Source organism: Methyloferula stellata AR4 (assembly GCF_000385335.1).
GTDB classification, from domain to species: domain Bacteria; phylum Pseudomonadota; class Alphaproteobacteria; order Rhizobiales; family Beijerinckiaceae; genus Methyloferula; species Methyloferula stellata.
The window spans coordinates 2,010,143-2,025,343 of sequence record NZ_ARWA01000001.1; the positions used below are offsets into that span (position 1 = coordinate 2,010,143).

Here is a 15,201-nt window from a genome sequence, read left to right on the forward strand (position 1 = left end):
CACAAGCGAGAGGTGAGACAGAGGCCTAAAGCCGCGTATAAGATGGGCCGATGATTCGGGCGCAGGGGGCCGATGTCATGAAATTTTCACCAGCCTGGAGGCGGTTGGCCTTCATTTCCGGTTTGACCGCGTTTTCGGCGGGTTTGGGATTTTCCGCCGCGCAAGCGGCGAATTATGAATTTCTCGCAGCGCCGGAAACCGATTTGAACCGCGTCTACCGCCTCGACAAGGCGACGGGCGAGGTGGGCGCCTGCCAATATGGCCTGAAGGAGGGGGGAGTCGGCGTCACCCTCTGCTATGCGCCGGGCGAGGGGGCCGGCCCGCAGGCCTCGAGCGAATATGCCCTGGTCGCCTCGCGTCACGAGCGTGAAGGCGGCGTGTTCCGGGTCGATCTGCGCACCGGGATGATGTCGATTTGCTATGTGTTGAACGACAATGTCGTCTGCACGCCTCAGGCGAAATAGGGCAGGCCTGCACCTCGGTCCCAGCGCACCAGAGCTGCGGGGTTGACGCCGAAAGCCCGGCAGCCTAACCCGGCCTTTATCCCCGCGGCCTTGTCCCGCATCCTTTCCGCGTCCCGTCGTTAGCGTGAGCCATGGCCGCCCTCAGTCCAGACGATGCCAAAAAGGCCGCCGCCGAACGCGCCCTGGAGCTGGTCAGGCCGGGCATGAAGCTTGGCCTTGGGACCGGCAGCACCGCCACGCATTTCGTCAATCTGCTGGGTGCCCGCGTCGCCGAGGGGCTCGACGTGCTTTGCGTGCCAACATCCGAACGCACGCGTACTCAGGCCGCGGCTCTGTCGATTCCGCTCGCCACGATCGACGAGCAGCCGGAATTGGATCTGACCATCGACGGCGCCGATGAGTTCGACCGCGATCTCCGTCTCATCAAGGGCGGCGGCGGCGCGCATTTGCGCGAGAAAATCGTCGCCATGGCGTCAAAACGTATGATCGTGATCGTCGATTCCTCGAAATTGGTCGCGGTTCTCGGCAAATTTCCTTTGCCAGTAGAGGTCACGCCCTTCGGCCTCAAAGCCACCCTGGCCTTGATGACGAAGGAGGCCAAGGCGGCCGGCTGCGAAGGCCGGATCGAGATCCGCAAAAATCCCAGTGGCCATCCTTATGTCTCGGACAATGGCAATCATATTGTCGATTGTTTTTTCGGGTCTATTTCCGATCCAGAGGCACTGGCCGCGCGGTTCGCCGCCATTCCGGGCGTGGTCGAGCACGGGCTTTTTCTAGGTATCGCCAAGGGCGTCATCAGCGCCGGGCCGCAGGGCATCGAAATTTTCGGACACCTAGATTGAGGCGCGTGATATTGGAGCCCGTCGTGGCCGCAAGGGTCATTCGTCTGTCATCCCTTCAGGTCTCAAGGAGCAAGTGCATGCGTTCCCATTTCAGGCCCTTTTGGATCGGCTTGGCTTTTGTTTTGTTCGCGCCTGCGGCCGCATGGGCCCAGAAACCGCCAACCCCTGCCCAGACAGCACCCGCGGCCGCCGCGCCGGCTGCCGGCGAGCCGACCGCCTCTCACCTCGCGGCCGCTCGCGAACTGCTCGAATTGAACGGAATCGCGGCCTCGTTTTCGTCATCGATCCCGCAATTCTTCGATCAGGTCGGCAGCAATTTGACCCAGACGCGGCCGGAACTTGCCTCCGACCTCGGCAAGGTCTTCGTGCAGTTGAAGCCGGAATTCGACAAAAAGGCCGATGACCTGACCGATAAGGCGGCGCATCTCTACGCGAAGCTGCTCTCCGAGCAGGATCTGAAGGCGATCGACGCCTTCTTCAAATCCGATGCCGGCAAGAAATATGTCGAGACCCAGCCGAGTTTCATGAAAGACATTGTCGTCATCATGGAAGGCTGGCGGGAGCAAATCTCGACCGACATGATGACCCGCGTCCGCGTCGAAATGGCGAAGAAGGGCCACCAGCTTTGACGGGCGCTTGCCCCTCAAAGATATGAGGAGTGGGGATGTCCGCCTTCGACGTTGATCTGTTCGTCATCGGTGCCGGATCGGGCGGCGTCCGCGCTGCGCGCATCGCGGCCGGCTATGGCGCCAAAGTGCTGGTTGCCGAGGAGTTTCGCGTCGGGGGCACCTGCGTGATCCGCGGCTGCATTCCCAAAAAGCTGATGGTCTATGCGAGCCGCTTCGCCGATGATTTCGCCGACGCAGCGGGCTTCGGCTGGACGCTCGTCAAGCCGACCTTCGATTGGAACAAGCTCGTCGCCGCGAAGGAGATGGAAATCTCGCGGCTCTCGGCCATCTATCGCACCAATCTCGACAAGGCCGGCGTCTCGATCATCGACAGCCGTGCCGAAGTCGAAGGGCCGCACAAGATCCGCCTCAAATCCAATGGGCAGGAGATCAGTGCGCGTTATATCCTCGTCTCGACCGGCGGCACACCGGTTCTGGAGCCGCGTATTCCGGGCCTCGAATATACGATCACCTCCAACGAGGTGTTCGATCTGCCGAACCTGCCGAACCATATGCTGATCGTCGGCGGCGGCTATATAGCGGTCGAGTTCGCTTCGGTTTTCACGCGGCTCGGCACTAAAATCACGCTCGTGGTGCGCAGCGAAAATGTCTTGCGTGGGTTCGACGAAGATATGCGCTGCAGTGTGCGCGACGCGCTCATTCAGGAAGGCGTCGATCTTAAGACCGTCACCCTGCCGACCAAGATCGAGAAGGCCGCAAGCGGTTTCAACGTCACGCTCACGGATGGAACCGTGCTCGATGTCGATCATGTGATGCTCGCGACAGGGCGCCATCCCCATACGAAAGGGCTCGGGCTCGAAAAGGCGGGCGTCGAATTGGATGCGCTGGGCGCGGTGAAGGTCGATCATTTCTCGAAGACCAATGTCGATTCGATCTATGCTGTCGGCGATGTCACCAATCGCATTGCGCTGACGCCTGTCGCCATCCGTGAAGGGCATGCTTTTGCGGATACGGTCTTCGGCAACAAGGAGACGATGGTCGATTATGCGAATATCGCGACCGCGGTTTTCACGACGCCGGAACTCGGTACTGTCGGCCTGACGGAAGAGCAGGCGCGCGAGCAATTCGATTGCGTCGATGTTTACGCGGCGAGCTTCCGGCCGCTCAAGGCGACCTTGTCGGGCCGCCAGGAAAAGACATCGATGAAGATCGTCGTCGACGGCACGACGGATCGCGTGCTTGGCGTCCATATCTTCGGCGACGATGCCGGCGAGATGGCGCAGATTCTCGGCATCGCGGTGAAGCTGGGCGTCAAGAAAGCCGATTTCGACGCGACCATGGCCGTCCATCCCACCTCGGCGGAAGAACTCGTCACCATGCGGGTGCGCACGGCGCGCTACGAGCGTGAGACGATCGGCGAAGAAGGCCCCAACGCGGCCGTGGCAGGCGAATAGAGCCGCAAGTGCCATGGCGGGGACAGGAAATCCTTCAGCACATATTCCATTGTGATCAACACTTGGACCTTTGAAAAAGGCGCGTTGATATAGGCGTCGGCGCCGTCCTGAATGATGGCGAGCCGGCTGCGCGGATCTTTATCGAAGCCCGTCGCGACGATCGCCGGGCTTTGCCGGTTTTGTTCGCCCCTCAGGGCCTTCAGAAGATCGCGGTTCGAAGGCCAATCGAGAAGGACGAGATCGTATTGCGCCTCTCGGATAAGGTGATGCGCTGTGTCCAGGCGCGACGCCGTATGAATCACCCGAAAGCCAAGGAGCTTGAGAGTCTCTTCGAGCAGAGCGCAGGCTAGGATGTTTTCATCGACGATGAGCGTACGGCAGTGCTGAAAGCTTTCCAAAGTCTTTCCCTCACCCGTATAATTTGATTTATAAATAATAAATTTACAGTGAAAATGAAGTATTAATATAATATAGAGGATTTTATTCAAATTTTATAATGTATTTGTGCGATGATGTGTAGTCTGGTGGAATCTATATTGTTTCTGTAAGATATTGCTCTTGCTCGGATGGCTTTGCTGTTTGCTTTTCGCGGTGGAAAACTGCTCAACAGAGGCGTGGCCGTTTACCATCATACCGCCTCGAGCGCGTAGCGGCGGCAATGTTCGAGATAGCCCTCTTCATGCTTTGCCGCCAAGGACACGACGCTCGACCAAAGCCAGTTCGGGGCATTGAGATCCGCCGGATGACGGCGCTCCAATTCATTTGACCATTCGGCGCGCACCGCCTTGTCCATTTGCCGGGCGTGCGCGCGGCCGACGACATAGGCGAGATAGCGTGCGGCTTCGACTGCTTGCGTGCGCGAAAATTGATCGACTTCGAGTTTCAGATCTTGCGGCATGAGCTCGCGGATGATGACCGGATGCCCCATCAGGTTTGCCGCAAGCATGCGGTTACCAAGGTTTGGCGATAGGGCCCGCGCACCGGCTACGACCCGCGCGCCATAATGAGCAGGCATGTCGGCGCTCGGATGGGGCGGGGCCGCGGCTTCGACAGCCTCCTTTATGTCGATCAGCGCATAAGTTTTCTGACGGCTGTCAATCACTTCGACGAGCACCGCATAGCGGAGCTTTCCGAGTGAACTGCAGCCTTTCATCCAATAGGCGGCATCGACCACTTCGATTTTACTGGTGTCGGCGCGGGCGTTCAGCGTCAAAACGAGCCGCTTGATCTCCGGTTCTTTGAACAGCGCGGCGATGGCCTGACGCTCCTCGTCGGCAAGCGCCCAGAATTTTTGCCCCAGCGGAATGGCCGGCGAAATATCTTGGATCCGCTCGCGCGCCAAATGATCCCAACGGCGCCCGAGCGCGCGGCGCCGCACGCTTCTGACGACGCTTGGCTCCGGCACAAGATCATCCGGGCCCGGTTCGCGCAAAGCCAGGCCGTAACCGCGGATCATTTCCTCCAGCATCCGCGCCGTCGTAACGCCCGGAAGGTCAGAGCCGCGCGCCGCGCTTGCGAGCGACAGGCTGAGACGTATGAGATCATGCGCGGGATTGCCTATGACCGTCTGATCCAGATCGCGAATCTGGATGTCGACTTTGCCTTTTGCATTTGCCAGTGGACCAAGATTGCCAAGGTGGCAGTCGCCGCAGATCCAGATGGCGGGTCCGGTCGGAATATCCGTGACGCGGCCGGTCTCGAGCCATTCATAGAAGCTGACGGTCGATCCGCGCACAAAGGCATGCGCCGAACGCGCCATCTTCAAGCTCTGTTGGGTTGCAAGGAAAGCCGCGCGTTCGTCCGGACTGATTTTCAAATTTTGAGGCACTGGATCGCTTTCGTCGGTTGAGGCAACGCGAAAAAGGCGAAGGTCCAAGACCTTCGCCTTTAAATTCAGCCTAAAGCCCTCGGGTTTTAGTGCTTGAACTTGCCTTCGTACTTGAATTCAGGCGCCGACTTCAGCTCGTCCTTCGACGCATTGATGACGCCCTTCCATTCCTTCTTGGTGGAATCGTAGCTGATGCCGATCGACGAGGGCGTCACGTCGATGTAGCGCTCGCCCATGCCGAGGAAGCCGCCGACCGAGACGATGTAGCCGTCGAGCTTGCCATTTTCCATGACGAGATCCTTGATCTCGCCGACGTTTTCATTGTTGCCGTTGGTGAGCTTCAAGCCGATGACGTCATAGCTGAGAACGGCGCTCGCAGGCACGGTGGTCGGCTGAACCTTCGGATTGGGCGCGGTCGCTTGCGCGAGCGCCACGGCCGGAAGCGTGAAGATCAAGGCAGCAGTAAGAATCGAACGACGCATAGATGTTTCCTCCTGAAGTGAAGCTAAGGGTGCGCTCTTAACCTCGACATCTGCGAAATGTTCCGCCTCGAATCCGAAAATGCGAAAGCGCGGCAAGCGTTGATACGCATGCCGCGCTTTCGTTAGGAGTCGCATTCGTTCCAATTAATGCCGGGCAGCGCCCTTGGCGGCTGGCTTGGTCTTGCGTGCGCCGGTCTCGCCGTTGGCGAGCCCTTGAAAGGCCGGGGCATCGACACGTTGCCAGGAGCCGCCATCGTTCCAGGGGCCGAGCGCGTCGAATTCGCCTTCATCGCCTTCGCCGGTCGAATCGTTGAAATATTGATCGACGAGGCCGGCAGTCGGCGGAATCGCGCCGATCTCAAGCGGTTCGAGACCGAGATTTTCAAGCGCCAAGCCGAAGGCTTTCATATGAGTGATTTCGCGCGTCATCAGAAACTGGAGCGCGTCCTTGGTGTCTGGATCGTCGCAGAAGTTGATGAGTCTTTCGTAGGTGATCTTGGCGCGCGCTTCGGCCGCCATATTGCTGCGAAGGTCGACTTCCGGCTGGCCGGAGATTTTGAGATAATCGGCCGTCCAAGCGCCGCCCATCGAATTGCAGAGCGAGATTCCGCCGCCGCCCGGAACGGAGACGAGAGGATTGATCTCGGCCGCGTCGCGCGCGGTCTTCATCGGCGCCACATGCAGGCGGATGAGCGCGCCGACCACTTCGAGATGGCTGATCTCTTCCGTGCCGATGTCCATCAGCATGTCCTTGAGACCGGGATCGTCGCAATTCATGCCCTGAATGGAATATTGCATCGCGGCGGCGAGTTCGCCGTTGGCGCCGCCGAATTGTTCGAGCAGCATATTGCCGAAGCGCGGGTCGGGCGCAGCAACCCGGACCGTGTACATGAGCTTTTTAACGTGATGATACATGGGCGTCCCCTGGAGTATCGGCCGGCTATCGGCCTGTGGGCCCTCAACCGGGGCGCGGGCGCGGTGGTTCCGGCTTGGCCGCAGAAAAAGGCTTTATTTCGCAATAGTTTGTCCGGCAGTTTTACCCCACGTGCGGGAGGGCTGGTCCGGGGGCACTTGTGGCATTGATAAATGCCAAGCTCGCCCCTTAATAAGGGTGCTGCATAAAAGCACGGAGCCTGGCTTTTTCAGATAGTTCCCATGCGGGCGGCAAATGCGCTAAAAGGCTTTTTTTAATCGATGGCTCCGCGAGGAGGCTGTCTGGAGTTGAAAATGTCCGTCGAACGTTGGGCGCCCGATAGCTGGAGGGCGAAACCCATTGAGCAAGTGCCTGATTATCCCGATGCCGTTGTGCTCGACGAGGTCGAGCGGCAGCTTGCCGGTTTTCCGCCTTTGGTTTTCGCAGGCGAAGCGCGCAAGCTGAAAAAGTACCTGGCCAAGGTCGCGCAAGGCGAAGCCTTTTTGTTGCAGGGCGGCGATTGCGCCGAAAGCTTCGACGAGCATGCGGCGGATAATATCCGCGATTTCTTCCGCGTCTTTTTGCAGATGGCCGTGGTGATGACCTTCGCCGCGGCGTCGCCTGTCGTGAAGGTCGGCCGCATCGCGGGTCAATTTGCCAAGCCGCGCTCGGCACCGAACGAGAAGATCGGCGATGTCGAACTGCCGAGCTATCGCGGCGATATCGTCAACGACATCGCCTTCGATGAGGCAGCGCGTATCCCCGATCCCCGGCGTCAGCTCATGGCCTATCGCCAAAGCGCGGCCACGCTGAATCTCCTACGCGCCTTCGCGTCTGGCGGTTATGCCAATCTCGAAAATGCGCATCGCTGGATGCTGGGCTTCATCAAGGATACGCCGCAGTCTGCGCGCTATTCGGAATTGGCGGACCGGCTCACCGAGACGATCGGCTTCATGCGCGCGATCGGGCTCGATCCTGAAACCCATCAGGAATTGCGCCAGACGGAATTCTATACGTCGCACGAGGCGCTGCTGCTCGGTTACGAGCAGGCGCTGACGCGAGTCGATTCGACGACGGGCGATTATTACGCGACCTCCGGCCATATGATCTGGGTGGGCGACCGCACGCGTGATCCGGGCCATGCGCATATCGAATATGCGCGGGGCGTCAAAAATCCGATCGGGCTCAAATGCGGCCCCTCAATGAAGCCGGACGATCTCCTGCGCCTCGCCGATATTCTCGATCCGGCGAATGAGGCCGGGCGCCTGACTTTGATCTGCCGCTTCGGCACCGATAAGGTCGCCGAACATCTCGTGCCGCTCGTGCGTGCGATCAAGAAGGAAGGCCGCACCGTCGTCTGGTCCTGCGATCCCATGCACGGCAATACGGTGAAGGCCGGTTCGGGCTTCAAGACCCGGCCTTTCGACCGGATCATGGGCGAGATCCGCTCGTTCTTCGCCGTGCATCAGGCCGAAGGCACTTATGCCGGCGGCGTGCATCTCGAAATGACCGGCAAGAATGTCACCGAATGCACCGGCGGCGCGCGCGCCATCACGGAAGCCGATCTGCACGATCGCTATCACACCCACTGCGATCCGCGGCTCAACGCCGAGCAATCGATCGAAGTTGCTTTCCTGGTGGCCGAGCTTTTGAAGGCCGAGCGCATCGCGCGCGGCAAACCCGAGGTCGATGCGGCAGAGTAAAGCATGATCCCGAAAAGTTGCAGACTTTTCGGACAAGATCATGCGTTGAAATAAGGTTGAGCGGCTGGAGCTGTGATCCAATGACTTATGTGGTCCATGTCAGCCAAGATAGAGAGACGGGCCGTTACTATGTCGATTCGTCCGATATTCCGGGGCTGCATGTTGAAGCCGATACGTTCGAGGAGTTCGTCAATATCGTCCAGGACGTGGCGCCGGACCTTTTGGGCGAAGCTGCACCTGGATCGGAGATCAGCTTTCAACAGATTGTAACTCTCGCAGCCTGATGGGTTCCAATCTCTATCCAGAGCTCGTGCGCCTTCTCAAAGAGGCAGGCTGTACGTTCGTCCGGCAAGGTAGGCTCGCATGAGATCTGGCACAGTCCACATACAAACCGGAATATTACCGTTCCAAAAAATACAACGGTGGTCCATACCGCCAATGGCATTCTGAAAGACGCTGGATTACCGAGGCAGTTTTAATCTCTCGGTTCCGGCGGATCTCAGATGCTATCGCCCGCGTGTCCATTCTCGTATGATTGAATCAAGCCATGGCTGAATTTCCAACCCTCTTTCTGTCGCATGGGGCACCAAACCTATGCCTCTATCCCAATCCAGCGCGCGAGTTTCTGACGGGGCTAGGCGCCCAGATCGGCAAGCCGCAGGCGATCATCTTGATGTCGGCGCATTTTGAATCGCCGGTCCCATCTTTCGGCGCCGACGAACAGCCGGGCATGATCTACGACTTCAAAGGGTTTGAGACCGAACTCTATAAAAAGGTCTATCCCGCGCCGGGCCTGCCGGAGCTTGCGACGGTTGCGGCGACCCTTGTCGAGCAAGCGGGGTTTCCGGTGCAGGAAGTCGTCGGGCGCGGCTATGATCATGGGGTCTGGAGCCCTTTGAGCCTCATGTATCCGGATGCCGATATCCCCGTTGTGCAGATGTCGATTCAGCCGGAAGAGGGCGCCGGCCATCATTTCGTGGTCGGCCGCGCGCTCGCGCCCTTGCGCAAACATGGCGTCTTGATCATCGGCTCCGGCAGCCTGACGCATAATTTTGACGAGCTCTACGACTCGCACCAAGACTTTGTGTCGCCGCCGCCGGTTTTCGTTCAAGAGTTCGCCGATTGGGTGAAGGAGAAGGCCGAGGCGGGCTCGGTCGACGAAATCAACGATTATCGTGCTCTAGCGCCTCACGCGGTCAAACATCATCCGAAGGCGGATCATTTTTTCCCGCTGCCTTTCGCGCTCGGCGCGGGCGGCGAAGGCGCCAAGGGCAAGCGCATCCATACATCGGTGCAGCGTGGCGCGCTGATGATGGACGCCTATATGTTCCAGTAGTCGGTAAAATTCATGGTGTGCGATCCTTCTCCCTGTGGGAGAAGGTGTCATGCGAAGCATGACGGATGAGGGGTTACGTTCTTTCAGTCGTGATCCTAAGCCCTCACCCGGTCAGCTCCGCTGACCACCCTCTCATGCAAGTTGGGCTTGCCCAACTTGCACAATAAAAATGCCTAACTCAGGCAAGCCCGAGTTAGGATGGGAGAGGGTTGGCGTGCCTGTCCTTCAATAAGCCGCCCCATGGTGCTCTTCACTTCATGACACCCGTCGATCGTCTCGTCATCGCGCTCGCGCAGATCAATTCAACTGTCGGCGACATTGCCGGCAATGTCGCGCGTCTGCGCAAGGCGCGGGCCGAGGCGGCACGCTTCGGCGCCGACGTCGTGATGTTTTCCGAACTCTTCCTCTCCGGCTATCCGCCGGAAGATCTCGTCTTGAAAACCGCATTTCAAGACGCCTGCCGGCGCGCCTGCGAGGAGATCGCGCGCGACACGGCCGATGAAGGTCCGGCCATTCTCGTCGGCCTGCCCTGGGGCGAGGATGGGTCATGCTTTAATGCTTATGCGCTTCTCGACCAGGGCCGCATCGAAGCGGTGAAGTTCAAAGTCGATTTGCCGAATTATGGCGTCTTTGACGAAAAGCGTGTCTTCGCGCCGGGTCCCATGCCCGGCCCGATCGCGTTTCGGGGCGTGCGGATCGGCGTTCCGATTTGCGAGGATATTTGGGGACCGGAGCCGGTCGAATGCCTGTCGGAAACCGGCGGCGAGATTTTGCTCGTGCCGAACGGCTCGCCTTATTGGCGCGGCAAGACCGAGGAGCGTCTGGCGGTCGCCCAGGCGCGCGTGAGCGAAAGCCATTTGCCGCTCATCTATCTCAATCAATTCGGCGGCCAGGACGATCTCGTCTTCGATGGCGCTTCCTTTGCCTTGAATGCCGATGGAAGCCAGGCCTTCCAGCTTCCGGCCTTTGCGGAGACGGTCGCCAAGACGGTCTGGGAGCGGCGCGACGGCACTTGGGTCTGCACCGAAGGGCCGCAGGCGCCGCGCGAGGACGGCGATGCCGCCGACTATCAAGCCTGCGTGCTGGGCTTGCGCGATTATGTCGGCAAGAACGGTTTTCCGGGCGTGGTGCTTGGGCTCTCAGGCGGCGTCGATTCGGCGCTTTGCGCGGCGATTGCCGTCGATGCGCTCGGCGCGGATCGCGTGCATTGCGTGATGCTGCCCTATCGTTTCACCTCTGCGGAGTCGCTGGCCGATGCCAAGGCCTGCGCCGAGGCGCTGAAGGTGCGCTACGATCTTCTGCCCATCGCGCCCGCCGTCGAAGGCATAGAGGCGGTGCTCGCTTCGTTTTTTGCGGAGACACAGCGCGATGTCACCGAAGAGAATATTCAAAGCCGCGTGCGCGGCACGCTTCTCATGGCGGTCTCGAATAAATTCGGGTCCATGCTGGTCACGACCGGCAATAAATCCGAAATGTCGGTCGGCTATGCGACGATCTACGGCGACATGAACGGCGGCTTCAATCCGATCAAGGATCTCTACAAGACCGAAGTCTTTCGTCTCGCGCATTTGCGCAATCATTGGAAACCGAAAGGCGCCCTGGGGCCGGGAGGGATCGTTGTTCCCCCCAACGTCATAACGAAACCGCCGACGGCGGAACTGCGCGAGAATCAAACCGACCAAGATTCCTTGCCGCCCTATGCCATCCTCGATGCGATTCTCGAAGGTCTCATCGAACATGATTTGAGCGTCACCGATCTTGTCGCTGTAGGCCACGACTCCGAGACCGTAAAAAAAATCGAGCGGTTGCTATATCTTGCCGAATATAAACGCAGGCAATCGGCCCCAGGCGTTAAAGTCACAAAGAAAAATTTTGGCCGCGACAGACGATATCCGATCGTGAATCGCTTCCGCGACATTTCATAATTTCGTGATCGGAAATAGAGCGGATCCTCTTGAACCGATTAAGGTTCCGCCCCACCCTTAGAAAAAGCGGGCATATGCATTGTTTGGCTGAAACAGTGCTGCTGCGTGCCTGTCTCTCCCTTTGCGCGGCAGTCCTGCCGCGATGTCCGGCGCCGGTGAAAACTGGTCGCGCCATCAAAGCGTTTGTTCGCCCGAACAGATGCGTTCACTGAAATCTTGCTGCCATTGGGGCTCTGATCATGATCAACCTTTCCATTAACGGCACCGCTCATGCGGTCGACGTCGATCCCGAAATGCCGCTTCTATGGGCCTTGCGCGACCATGTCGGATTGACCGGCACCAAGTTCGGTTGCGGCGCGGCTTTATGCGGCGCCTGTACGGTTCATCTCGATGGCGAGCCCGTGCGCTCCTGTCAGATCCAGGTGCGGGATGCGCAAGACCGCGAAGTCGTCACGATCGAAGGCGTCAGCGGCAAGATCGCGCACACCGTCCAGGCCGTATGGCAGAAGCTCGATGTCGTGCAATGCGGCTTCTGTCAGTCGGGTCAGATCATGAGCGCGATCGGCCTTCTGTCGCAAATTCCAAAACCAACTGACGAAGACATAGAGAAGGCGATGGACGGCAATGTCTGCCGCTGCGCCACTTATGTGCGCATCCGAGCCGCCGTGCATCAAGCCGCCAAAGAAATCGCGTGAGGAGGAAAACCATGTTGGACGAACCCACGACCTCACCCATGACCTCGAAAAGCGCGATGCCGGCTTCGCCCTCGCGCCGGAATTTTCTGAAGACGTCTGCCGCCGCCGGCGGTGCCTTGGTGCTTTCCGCCTATGTTCCGCTCGGCAACAAAGCCTATGCGCTCACCGCGAACGATCCGCCGCAACCCAATGTCTTCATTCGCATCACGCCCGATAGTACCGTCACCGTGATCGTCAAACATCTCGACAAGGGGCAGGGCATCGCAACGGGCCTGGCGACCGTCGTCGCCGATGAGCTCGATGCCGATTGGGCGCATGTCAAAACCGAATTCGCGCCGGCCAATGTGGCGCTTTACAATAATCTTGCGTTCGGCGTGCAAGGCACGGGCGGTTCCTCCGGCATCGCGAATTCGTGGAAGCAGTTGCGCGAGGCTGGCGCGGCCGCCCGCGCAATGCTGATCGAAGCTGCCGCGCAGACGTGGAAAGTGCCGGCGTCTTCCGTTCGCATTGACAAGGGCGTCTTGATTTCGGGCAGCCATAAGGCCCCCTTCGGCACCTTCGCTGAGAAGGCCGCGGCTCTGCCGGTGCCGGTGAATGTCACGCTAAAGGATCCGAAAGACTGGATCTATATCGGCAAGGTCATCCCCCGCCTCGACTCGGTGATGAAGACCACGGGTCAGCCCATTTTCGCGCTCGATCACAAGCAGCCGGGCATGCTGACGGCCGTCTTGCAGCGTTCGCCGCGCTTCGGCGGCACGGTCAAGAGCTTCGATGCGACAGGCGCCAAGGCGGTCAAAGGCGTCGTCGATGTGATTCAAATCCCGCAAGGCGTCGCGGTTCTTGCAACCGACACATGGTCCGCCATGAAGGGCCGCAAGGCGTTGAAGATCGAGTGGGATGATCAGAAGGCCGAAACGCGGTCGAGCGATCAGATCTATGCCGCCTATAGCAAATTGGCGGCGACGCCGGGCACGCCGGCGAAGCGCAAGGGCGATGCGTCGAAAGCGCTCGACGCGGCGGTCAAGGTCATCGATGTCGAATATAAGTTTCCCTATCTCGCGCATGCGCCGATGGAGCCTTTGAACGCCACCATACAAATCAAGGATGATGGTTCGGCCGAAATCTGGGCGGGCTCGCAGTTCCAGACTGTAGAGCAGGGAACGGCGGCTGCGATCTTGGGCCTCAAGCCTGAGCAGGTCTCCATCAACACACTTTGGGCGGGCGGCTCGTTCGGCCGCCGCGCGACGCCGACGGCCGATTATATCGCTGAACTTGCGATGATCGCCAAAGTGGCGCAGCGCAAAGAGCCGATCCATCTCGTCTGGACACGCGAGGACGACCTGTCCGGCGGCTATTACCGGCCGACCACGGTGCATCGCATCCGCGCCGGTCTCGACGCGAAGGGCAATGTGGCGGGTTGGGAATCGCGCATCGTCAACCAGTCCTTCATGTTTGGCACGCCCTTCGAGAAGGTGATGGTGAAGAATGGCGTCGACGACACGGCCGTCGAAGGCGCGGCCGACATGCCTTACGCGATTGACAATCTCTCGGTCGAATGGCATCGCGCGCAATCGCCTGTCACGACTCTGTGGTGGCGCTCGGTCGGCCATTCCCACACCGCGCAAGCGGTCGAAACCATGGTCGATTCCTTGGCTGCCGCTTCGGGCAAGGATCCGCTCGCGTTCCGCCTCGAACTCTTGAAAGACGAGCCGCGCTATGTCGGCGTCTTGAAGCTCGCGGCGGAAAAGGCCGGCTATGGCCAAAAAATGCCGGCAGGCCAGGGCCGCGGCATCGCCGTGCACGAAAGCTTCAAGACTTATGTGGCGATGGTCGCCGATGTCACCGTCAGCAAGGACGGTTCGGTCAAGGTCGACCGCATCGTGGCCGCCGTCGATTGCGGTATTCCGGTCAATCCCGACGTGATCAAGGCACAGGTCGAGGGCGGTGCCGGCTATGCGCTTGGCGCGGCGCTGCGCAATCAGATCAGCTTGAAGGATGGTGTCGTGGAGCAATCCAATTTCGATACCTATGAGCCCTTGAGATTGTCGGACATGCCGAAGGTCGAAGTCTATATCGTGCCTTCGACGGAGGATCCCTCAGGCATAGGCGAGCCCGGCGTGCCGCCGGTCGCGCCGGCCGTTTCGAATGCGGTCTTCGCCGCGACGGGAAAGCGCCTGTCGTCCCTGCCTTGGGATTTCGGCGAATTGAGCCGCTCCTGATTCTTGCGACGAAAGGCATTTTCCATGTTCAAGACCCTTTCTGTCTTGGTCCTCGCGGCGCTGTTCGCGCCCGGGACATTCACGCAAAGCAAGGCCGAGGATCAGGGGACGGCGGCCTTCGATAAGATCGCGACGGTTCTCCAAAGCCCGCGCTGCGTGAATTGCCATCCGGCGGGCGATGCCCCGCTGAATGGCGACGACGGCCATCCGCATCTCATGAATGTCGCGCGCGGCGCGGACAATCTCGGCGCGCCCGGCGAGCGCTGCTATGCCTGCCATCGCGACGAGAACAGCAAAATGTCGATCGTGCCCGGTGCGCCCGAATGGTCGCTCGCGCCCAAAAGCATGTCCTGGCAGGGCCTGACCCATGCCGAGCTTTGCCATGCGTTGAAGGACCGCAAGGGCAATGGCGATCGCGACGTGCCCGCCTTGATCGAGCATATGAGCACGCCGCTCGTGCTGTGGGGCTGGAATCCCGGCGCAGGCCGCAAGCCGGTGCCGATCTCGCACGACGAGTTCATCGATCTGATGAAAGTCTGGGAAGCGGCCGGGGCACCTTGCCCGGCCTAGATCGCCGGCTGTTCGACTTCACCGGCAGGCGCATGCGCGGCCTGCCGGTGCGCCTTATTGCAATGCGCGGGCGACATCCTTGAGCGAAGACAGGGATTGCTCAAGCCGGCTGAACAGATTGCCGTCGCCGGGGGAACACGT

14 protein-coding genes and 1 pseudogene are annotated in these 15,201 nt (G+C 59.8%); 11 read left to right on the forward strand and 4 right to left on the reverse strand.

The window, feature by feature from the left end; genetic code table 11:
• The first annotated feature begins 77 nt into the window (after positions 1–77).
• The 4 genes from A3OQ_RS0109935 to gor all read left to right on the forward strand — a co-directional run bounded on the left by A3OQ_RS0109935 (position 78) and on the right by gor (position 3,389).
• Positions 78–464 (forward strand): hypothetical protein, encoded by a 387-nt coding sequence (locus A3OQ_RS0109935; RefSeq protein ID WP_026595691.1) that lies wholly within the window; start codon positions 78–80, stop codon positions 462–464.
• Positions 465–595: 131 nt separating this feature from the next.
• Positions 596–1,306 (forward strand): ribose-5-phosphate isomerase RpiA, encoded by a 711-nt coding sequence (gene rpiA / locus A3OQ_RS0109940; RefSeq protein ID WP_020175234.1) that lies wholly within the window; start codon positions 596–598, stop codon positions 1,304–1,306.
• A 77-nt stretch (positions 1,307–1,383) separates the two neighbouring features.
• Complete coding sequence (locus A3OQ_RS0109945; protein ID WP_020175235.1) at positions 1,384–1,935, forward strand: DUF2059 domain-containing protein; 552 nt, start codon at positions 1,384–1,386, stop codon at positions 1,933–1,935.
• Positions 1,936–1,970: 35 nt separating this feature from the next.
• Positions 1,971–3,389: a glutathione-disulfide reductase gene (gene gor / locus A3OQ_RS0109950; RefSeq protein WP_020175236.1), complete on the forward strand. Its 1,419-nt coding sequence runs from the start codon at positions 1,971–1,973 to the stop codon at positions 3,387–3,389.
• Here gor and A3OQ_RS0109955 read toward each other — a convergent pair.
• The 4 genes and pseudogenes from A3OQ_RS0109955 to A3OQ_RS0109970 all read right to left on the reverse strand — a co-directional run.
• Entirely contained in the window at positions 3,332–3,787 is a 456-nt protein-coding gene (locus tag A3OQ_RS0109955; protein ID WP_020175237.1) for a response regulator, read from the reverse strand. The two genes, gor and A3OQ_RS0109955, sit on opposite strands and share 58 nt — an antisense overlap.
• Positions 3,788–4,017: 230 nt before the next feature.
• Positions 4,018–5,265: a DUF2252 family protein gene (locus tag A3OQ_RS0109960; protein ID WP_020175238.1), complete on the reverse strand. Its 1,248-nt coding sequence runs from the start codon at positions 5,263–5,265 to the stop codon at positions 4,018–4,020.
• Between the two features lie 38 nt (positions 5,266–5,303).
• Positions 5,304–5,699 carry a PRC-barrel domain-containing protein gene (locus A3OQ_RS0109965; protein WP_026595693.1) on the reverse strand — a complete coding sequence of 132 codons (396 nt, stop codon included), beginning with the start codon at positions 5,697–5,699 and terminating at the stop codon, positions 5,304–5,306.
• Between the two features lie 174 nt (positions 5,700–5,873).
• A pseudogene (locus tag A3OQ_RS0109970) lies at positions 5,874–6,614 on the reverse strand (manganese catalase family protein); the annotation flags it as partial.
• Between the two features lie 312 nt (positions 6,615–6,926).
• Here A3OQ_RS0109970 and A3OQ_RS0109975 point away from each other — a divergent pair.
• The 7 genes from A3OQ_RS0109975 to A3OQ_RS0110005 all read left to right on the forward strand — a co-directional run bounded on the left by A3OQ_RS0109975 (position 6,927) and on the right by A3OQ_RS0110005 (position 15,060).
• Positions 6,927–8,315 carry a class II 3-deoxy-7-phosphoheptulonate synthase gene (locus tag A3OQ_RS0109975; RefSeq protein ID WP_020175240.1) on the forward strand — a complete coding sequence of 463 codons (1,389 nt, stop codon included), beginning with the start codon at positions 6,927–6,929 and terminating at the stop codon, positions 8,313–8,315.
• Positions 8,316–8,395: 80 nt separating this feature from the next.
• A complete protein-coding gene (locus A3OQ_RS21940) occupies positions 8,396–8,599 on the forward strand; it encodes a DUF1902 domain-containing protein (protein WP_020175241.1) in 204 nt (67 codons plus the stop codon).
• Positions 8,600–8,862: 263 nt separating this feature from the next.
• Positions 8,863–9,651 carry a DODA-type extradiol aromatic ring-opening family dioxygenase gene (locus A3OQ_RS0109985; RefSeq protein ID WP_020175242.1) on the forward strand — a complete coding sequence of 263 codons (789 nt, stop codon included), beginning with the start codon at positions 8,863–8,865 and terminating at the stop codon, positions 9,649–9,651.
• A 257-nt stretch (positions 9,652–9,908) separates the two neighbouring features.
• Positions 9,909–11,576, forward strand: coding sequence for an NAD+ synthase (locus A3OQ_RS0109990; protein ID WP_020175243.1), 1,668 nt, complete (start codon positions 9,909–9,911; stop codon positions 11,574–11,576).
• 239 nt (positions 11,577–11,815) lie between these two features.
• On the forward strand, positions 11,816–12,271 hold the full coding sequence (locus A3OQ_RS0109995) for a (2Fe-2S)-binding protein (RefSeq protein WP_020175244.1): 456 nt from the start codon (positions 11,816–11,818) through the stop codon (positions 12,269–12,271).
• Between the two features lie 11 nt (positions 12,272–12,282).
• A complete protein-coding gene (locus A3OQ_RS0110000) occupies positions 12,283–14,490 on the forward strand; it encodes a xanthine dehydrogenase family protein molybdopterin-binding subunit (protein ID WP_051116029.1) in 2,208 nt (735 codons plus the stop codon).
• Positions 14,491–14,514: 24 nt separating this feature from the next.
• A complete protein-coding gene (locus tag A3OQ_RS0110005; RefSeq protein WP_020175246.1) occupies positions 14,515–15,060 on the forward strand; it encodes a hypothetical protein in 546 nt (181 codons plus the stop codon).
• Positions 15,061–15,201: the final 141 nt, after the last annotated feature.